6 protein-coding genes are annotated in these 7,226 nt (G+C 65.2%); 2 read left to right on the top strand and 4 right to left on the bottom strand.

From position 1 onward, the window contains the following. Together ABWP84_RS17720 and ABWP84_RS17715 are read left to right on the top strand one after the other, a co-directional pair. A partial coding sequence (locus ABWP84_RS17720; RefSeq protein ID WP_353213351.1) for an ABC transporter substrate-binding protein occupies positions 1 to 855 on the top strand: 855 nt, incomplete at its 5' end. Next, positions 852 to 1,055 (top strand): hypothetical protein, encoded by a 204-nt coding sequence (locus tag ABWP84_RS17715; RefSeq protein ID WP_353213350.1) that lies wholly within the window; start codon positions 852 to 854, stop codon positions 1,053 to 1,055. The genes ABWP84_RS17720 and ABWP84_RS17715, both read left to right, overlap by 4 nt. Positions 1,056 to 1,078: 23 nt before the next feature. Here the strand turns inward: ABWP84_RS17715 and ABWP84_RS17710 are convergent, their stop codons facing one another. From ABWP84_RS17710 to tssK, 4 genes are all read right to left on the bottom strand, one after another. Then, the gene (locus ABWP84_RS17710; protein WP_353213349.1) at positions 1,079 to 2,215 is read right to left on the bottom strand and encodes an NADH:flavin oxidoreductase/NADH oxidase; all 1,137 of its coding nucleotides are present in this window, start codon (positions 2,213 to 2,215) and stop codon (positions 1,079 to 1,081) included. A 115-nt stretch (positions 2,216 to 2,330) separates the two neighbouring features. Beyond that, positions 2,331 to 5,759 carry a type VI secretion system membrane subunit TssM gene (gene tssM, locus ABWP84_RS17705; protein ID WP_353213348.1) on the bottom strand — a complete coding sequence of 1,143 codons (3,429 nt, stop codon included), beginning with the start codon at positions 5,757 to 5,759 and terminating at the stop codon, positions 2,331 to 2,333. Further along, complete coding sequence (gene tssL / locus ABWP84_RS17700; protein ID WP_353213347.1) at positions 5,759 to 7,102, bottom strand: type VI secretion system protein TssL, long form; 1,344 nt, start codon at positions 7,100 to 7,102, stop codon at positions 5,759 to 5,761. The genes tssM and tssL overlap by 1 nt, the downstream gene beginning before the upstream one ends. Then, complete coding sequence (gene tssK / locus ABWP84_RS17695; protein WP_353213298.1) at positions 7,099 to 7,212, bottom strand: type VI secretion system baseplate subunit TssK; 114 nt, start codon at positions 7,210 to 7,212, stop codon at positions 7,099 to 7,101. Before tssK ends, tssL begins: the two co-directional genes overlap by 4 nt. Positions 7,213 to 7,226 lie beyond the last annotated feature (14 nt).

Genomic DNA, 7,226 nt, shown 5'->3' with positions numbered 1-7,226 from the left:
GAGGTGGACATGGTGCATGTCGTCCCCGTGCAGGATGTGGCGCGCATCCAGCGCGACCCGCGGCTGCGCATCCTTGAAGGGCAGGAAAACCGCACCGTCTGGATCGGCATGCGCAAGGATGTGGATGAACTGACCGGCAGCGACGTGCGCGGCCGCAACCCCTTCCAGGATCTGCGCGTCCGCCAGGCGGTGGCGCATGCGCTGGACCTCGACGCGCTTCGCCGCACGACACTGCGCGGCCAGGGCGTGCCCACGGGCAGCATGTGGACGCAATTCGTCAATGGCTGGGATGCCAGCACCAATGCAAGGCTCCCCCTCGACCGCGCCCGCGCCCGCGCCCTGCTGACCGAGGCCGGCTACCCCAACGGCTTCACCGTGCCGCTGGACTGCCCCGTGGGCACCTATGACGAGGCCTGTCAGGCGATCGCGGCGATGCTGGCCCAGGTGGGCATCCGCGCCCAGTTGAACCTGCTGCCCAATGCCCAGTTCACCCAAAAAATCCGCCGGCTGGAGAGCAGCTTCTATGTGCTGAGCTGGGGTGTGCCCACCTTCGATGCCAGCTACACGCTGCGCGCCATCATGGCCTCACGCAGCATGGGCGGCTCCGCCAGTTGGAACCTCGGTGGCTGGAGCAACCCCGCCTTCGACGCCATGGTCGCGCGCATGGATAATGAGCTGGACCCTGCGGCCCGGCGCGGAATCATGCAGGCCATGCATCGGCTGCACAATGCCGATATGGGCCACCTGCCACTCTACCACATGATGATCCCCTGGGCGCATCGCCAGGGCGTGGCCATCACCCATCGCGCCGACAACCAATTCTCGGTGCGCGAAATCCGGGTGGAGGCCCCATGATTTTTCACACCCCGGGCGCGCTGCAAGCCTTCCGCATCGCGCCTGGGGATACGAATGACTTCGCCTGCCTGCTGGGCCCCATCGCCGATGGGGCCGCCTTCACCATGATGCCCGATGAGGAATTTGCGGCGCTGATCCGCAGCGGCACCCCCGTCAGCCTCGATGCCGAGGATTTATCGGTATTGCGGGGCGGGCCTTGAGGCCCGCTGCGACAATCCGCCGTTCAGCGAGGTCGGCCCTGCGACTTTGCCCGCTTATCCAGCCACCAGCCGTGATTTTCCGGCCAACGCGCAAAATCCGGATCGCAGCCCAGCGCCTCGGCCGCATGCACGGCGAAGAAGGGGTCATACAGGGCCTGGCGGCCGATCGCGACGAGATCCGCATCACCCGCCTGCAGGATGGCCTCGGCCTGGGGGCCATCGAGGATGAGGCCCACGGCCATGGTGTTCATCGCCGCCTCGCGCCGCACCTGGGCCGCGAAGGGCACCTGGAAGCCTGGATGGCGGGGGATGATCGCCGCGGTGGCCGAACCGGTCAGCCCGCCCGAGGAGCAATCCATCACATCCACGCCCAGCGCCTTGAGCGCCTTGGCCAGCGCCACTGTGTCGCCCATATCCCAGCCGCCCTGCGCGCCATCAAGCGAGGAGACGCGGAAAAACAGTGGCTTATGGGCGGGCCAGACCTCGCGCACCGCCTGGGTCACTTCGAGGGCAAAGCGCATCCGCCCGGCCAGATCGCCGCCATAGCCATCATTGCGGGTATTGGTGATGGGCGAGAGGAAGGTGGCCATGAGATAGCCATGCGCGCCATGGACCTCAGCGATATCAAAGCCCGCGGCATCCGCCCGGCGGGCGGCGGCGACGAAATCGGCGATGATGCGCGCGATGCCGCGCTCGCTCAGCATATCGGGGGTGATCCAGTCGGGGCTGATCGGCTCGCCCGTCACGCTCACCACCGCCCAGGGGTGATGGCCGGCGGCGATATCGGCCGCGGTCAGCGGGCCATTGCCGGCGAAGGCGGTTTGCATCGCACCCTTGCGGCCGGCATGGGCGAGTTGGATGGCGGGCACGCTGCCCTCGGCCTTGAGGAAACGGGTGACGCGTTGCATCCCGCTGATCTGGCCATCATGCCACAGGCCCAGATCACCATCGGTGACCCGCCCGGCGGGCTCCACCGCGCAGGCCTCGGTGAAGATTGCGCCGGCGCGGCCGAGGGCGAATTTGCCGTAATGGGTGATGTGATAATCATTCACCTCGCCATCCTGGGCGCGGTACTGCACCATGGGCGAGACCACGATGCGGTTGGGCAAGGTGATGCCGCGCAGGGCGAGCGGGGTGAACAGCATGGGCTGCGATGTCATGGTCTGGCGTGCTCCTTGGGCCGGTTCCGTGCTTCGGCCTCGGGTGTGATCCTAGGTCAAGCGGGTGGGATGACCAGGGTGGGTGGCGATGGCTAAGGGCACCGCCACCCACAGTTTATTGAGGCTGCGGCGCAAAATTGGGGCATCTGAATTGCCCCATTTCGGTCAATCCGAAGGGATTGAGCCGGCTCGTCGCCTGGACCATGAAATTCGCGCGACGATTGCCTTGCACAACCGTCAGACGAAAACGGTCGGGCGCTGCCGTCGGCTCCAGCCGGTGGAGCAGCACCAATTTCAGCGAGGACCAGGCACCTTGATAAACCAACTCGCCCTGATCCGAGGCTGGGTCGAAATGCAGGCTGACCGGATGCAGGGCGGGGAAGGCCAGATCGATGGGACGGCCCGCTTCGGCCGAGAGCATATTGCGCGCGCCAGCGGCTTCCAAAATGGCCGCCGATACCCCCGGCGGCAGCCCATCCGAAATGAGCTGGAAGCGCAGACCGCTGGCCACACCGGCGGGGAAGAAGGCCGCGCGTATGGCTGCCGCCCTTTCGAATTGCGCCAATTCTGCCGCCGAAATCGGTGGCGGGAGGCCACCTGCGGCGACCGCCATCCATGGGCGCTGGGTGGTGTCGGCATAGGGGCGGATATGCTGGGTGAAGAATTGGTCGAACAATCCGCCGGGGGCAAACAGGCGGATGAAGTCATCGGCTGGCATGTCCGGCGCGCCGGGCGTGCGGTTGAAGGGGAATTGATCCTCGATGTTGCGGCAAATCAGGCTAAGGCCCGCACCACCGCTGCCATCACCTGCCGCGGCGGCGGCCATGGCGGCGCGCGCACCCGTCGCGCGGCCCCGCCCGGCGGATTGGGCGATGACGGTGAGCCATGCGCGCAAGGGCTGGGGCTGGCGCTGCGCCTCCGCGGCCAGCCTTTGCGCCACGTCAGGTTCGCTCAGTTGGACGGCCGGAACACCTGGCGGCGCATTGGCCTGCCGCGCCAATTGCGCATAGAGATCGTTGATAATGGCCAGCACGGCATCCAAAGGCTGGCCTGCGGCCTCGCGCAGCGGCTTGAAATGCTCCTCGACCACCGCGGCCACCCGCGCCGTGCTGGTGGTGGTGCTTATACCCGCTGCCGCGGCGATTCTGCTGCCTATGGCGGCCTCTGCCTGGGATGGTGTGGGTGCCGTGCTCGGGGTCAACTCCAGCGTGATGGAACGCAGCAACTCCTTCATCGGGCTATCGGGCGCGCCGAGGATCATGACTGCCTCGGCCGTGGCTGGCAGCCCGCCAAAGGGTGGCAAGACGATATCGCCGATCATCCTCTCCCAAGCGCGGATATAGTCTTGGGCATAAAGATCAAGAACCTCGGCCTCCAATTGAACCGGGTCGGAGGCGCTGGCCGTGGCGGTGGGGCCGAGCACCCAAGCCTCATTCGCGGCTTCCCGCGCGGCGCGGGGCAGGCTGGGCAGGACGTGGGCATACAGCCCTTCAATCGTGAAGAAGCCGGGCACGCCGCTGCTCCACAGCCGACCGGAGGCACGGGTGAAGAGGTGCTGACCCGTTTGGCCCATCGCATGGGAGGGGAGCCAATCGGGGGCATTGTCGGCGAGATTGTGCAGGCGCGAATAGACCCGCCTTGCCATGGGCAGGCGAGAGAGAATGGTTCGCGCCGCATCCAGCAGCGTATTGTCCAACTCATAGGTTTGCAGCGGGCTGGCCAGCAAGGCTTGCAGATGCCTTCCCAGCGCATCGCGCTTGGCCGCGTTGAGCGTGCCTGGATAGGCTTGCTGCCATTCAAGGTCGAACCATTCCTGGATCAGGTGGGCGTCCATCGGCCCCTTATTGCCGAGCATGAGATAGGGGCGAACGGCCTCATATATGTAATCCGGGCGCTGGATGCTCCTGCGGATTTCACCCTCAAGGCGGCGCAACAGTCGCGGCAGCATCACCTGGTTCAGCACGCGCTGATAGGAGGTTTTGGCCCCGGAGTTCAAAAACTCCTGCTGGCTGAGCACAGGGGGTGCATGCCCGGCTGTAGCGGCGGAAAGCTTCAGGGCTGCATCCAGATAGGGCAGAAATGGGCTCAAGTCGGGGCTCTGCACACGGTCCAGCGGCTGTGCCGCAGCGGCGCGCTCGGCGATGACCACGGCCGCGGTCAGGGCTTCATTGCGGCTGGTTTCGATGTTGATCGCGGTCCAGCCTTGGTTCAGGCCGATGAGCACCAGCACAAAGGTTGCGGCATAGGCGGCAGAGGTCCGCAGCCGCGCGCGCCATTCCAAGCGGCGGTCACTGGCCGCGAGGCCGGCCTCGTTCAACACCACCGCCTTGAGCAGGCGATGGAGGAAATAGGGCCTGACATTTTGGCCCATGGCATGGGCAGGGCTTGCGGTGGCGAGGCCAAAATTGCGCGCCATCGCGCCGGCAAGCCTGTCGAGCGGCGCGCCATTCTGCGTGGCGGAGACGAAGTAGACCCCGCGCAGCACAGGGGCTGGATCGAGCCTCGAGCCCCCGAAGGCGGTTTTGGCGAACTCCCGCAGCGGCGCTTCTATGGTGGCGAATTGGGCTGGGAAGCCGGCGATGGATGCGCGCCGGGCATGGCCGCGCTCATTGTGCAAACGGTCAATAACGCGGGCCACAAGGCGCTCAGACAGGGCGGCGAATTCGGCTTGGAATTTCTCCAACCCGTCCTGAAGGCCGAGGGTGAAGCCCCAGACCTGCTCGCGCGCTGGCCTGTCGAGGTCATCGAAGAATTCGGTGAAGCCGGGCAAGAGATCAGCTTTGGTCACCAGGAAATATATTGGCAGATCCTGGCCGAGGCGGCCTTCCATCTCCTTGAGGCGGCTGCGGATGGTGCGGGCCTGGGCCTCACGCTGAGCGCCATCGAGGCGGGAAAACATGTCGATGCCGAAGGTGACGATGACGCCGTTGAGCGGCTTGACCGGCGCCATCGTCTTCAACATTTGCAGGAAGCCGTCCCAGCCGGCCTCATCGGCATCGGCATCAACATCCTGGGTCGTGTAGCGCCCTGCCGTATCGATCAGCACGGCGTTCTCATTAATCAATAAATTGCAAAAAACTGTATTGTCATCAGGGCCAGTTTTCTCTTCGGGCGAGATAAATTCAAGGCCGGAATTCATCAGGGCCAGGCTCTTGCCGGAATCGGGCGGGCCAATGACCACATATCTGGGCAGGCTCATGAAAAAGGAGGCCTTGCGGCCGGTCTTGACCTTAAGCTTGGCCAGAACCTCATTCAATTTGCGGCGGTGCGCGGCCTCTTCACGGGCTGCGGCTTCGGCCCTCTTGTCTTGCGGGCTCAGCATGGCGGGGTTTTTCAACACACCGGCCTTGCGTTTCTTCGCCCGACGGCTGACGAGAAAGAACACCAGCCCCCAGAGCAGCAATGGAATGGTGACGAGGAGGCTGAGCAGCCACATCGTGTCGAAAGGTGTGCCCAGCGATGGCGCGAATTGCCAGATGGCGATGGAGAGCAGGCCGGCGCCGAGCAAGGCGCCCCATATGGCGAAGGCAGTGATATTTGGCATCAGCGCGCTCTCCGCAGAAGAATAATCTCGATCCGGCGGTTCTCTGCTCTGCCGGCTTCGGTGGTGTTGGGGGCGATGGGCTCGGCATCGGCCACGCCGCGGGCGGTGAAGCGGCTCGCGCTGCCATTGGCGGCGACGAGGATGTTCATCGCCCGCTGTGCCCGCACCTGGCTCAGGGCCTGATTGGACGGAAATTGCGCGTTGTTGATGGGTTCATTGTCGGTATGGCCCAGCACCTGCACCTGGCCTGGCTCATCCTTCAGGGCCTCGCCGATGCGGCGCAGAATATCCTGATAGCGCTGCTCGACGGTGGCCGAACCGCTGGCGAACATGCCGCGGTTGCGGATGCGCACCAAAAGGCGCTGATCATTGCCATCGACGCTGACCAGACCCTGGCGAATTTCGGCTTCCAGAAAACTGCGAAGTTTGATGGCGGCATCGGTGCTGCGCGGCGCTGGGGGCGGGGGTTGGACTGGCGGCTGTGTTATCAACGCCATACGCTCGATCGAGGGCAGGGCGCGCGGTGGCAGCGCCTCCATGCGGGCGTAAAGCTCCCCTGCCGCACCGTTCAGTCGAATAGAAAGCCACAGCCAGCCACCGCAGAGAAAAACCGCAGACAGGGTGAAAGCCGCCCAGAGTGGCAGGATACGCCGCCTGGCCCGATGGGGCGCATTGGCGCCACGCCAATGCGGTGAGAGTTCGCCTTCAACCTCGCTGCGCAATCTTTGCAGCAGCACATAGAGCCTCTCGCGCACCTGTTCCAACTCGGCCATACCGTAGGGCATCAGCCGGTACTTGCCCTGCAGACCCAGGGAGAGTGCCAGATAGGTGATCTCGAGCGCGCCTTTGTAGCTGCCGGGGTCGCGCATCATGCCGGCCAAGAGGTCGAAGACGCGCTCGCCCGAGCGAGTGTCCTGATGGAAGGTGGAGCCGAGGGATTTTTGTGCCCAATTGCTTTGTGCGCCCCAGGCGGTGTTGAGCAGCACGTCGTCGAAGGCGGCGCAGAGCACGTAATGGGCCGCGCGGATTTCCGAGGCGGTGCTGCTGGCACCGCGCGCATCGGCCTCAAAGGCGCGGAAGGCGCGCATGGCACGCTCGCGCAGTTCCTCCAGTTGCGGCTCGCCGGCGATACCGCCATTGGCCAGCCTGCCGATGATGGCCAATATCGGAGCGGCCGCTGCGGCCAGGGGGCTGGGGCCGATCTTGGGCAGCGCCTGCGCATCGCTCGCCCAATTCGGCGCGGCGGGCCCACCGATTGGCATTTGCGCCTCGGAACGCCATCCGCCGGGCGCCGTTGCGGGCCGTTCGGCATTGCCTGCATCGCCGAAGGGATTGTCGCTCATGCGCGGATGGCCCAGAGGGAGAGACGCAGATTGGGGAAGTCACCGGAGACGTGGATGGCAAAGCCGCCGGAGGTTTGCATCTGCTGCCAATGCGGCGAGCCGCGATCCAGCTCGAAATAGGTCG

Origin of the sequence: Rhodovarius sp., assembly GCF_040399605.1 — a bacterium.
Lineage (GTDB): Bacteria > Pseudomonadota > Alphaproteobacteria > Acetobacterales > Acetobacteraceae > Rhodovarius > Rhodovarius crocodyli_A.
This window is presented reverse-complemented; position numbering and strand designations above follow the sequence as displayed.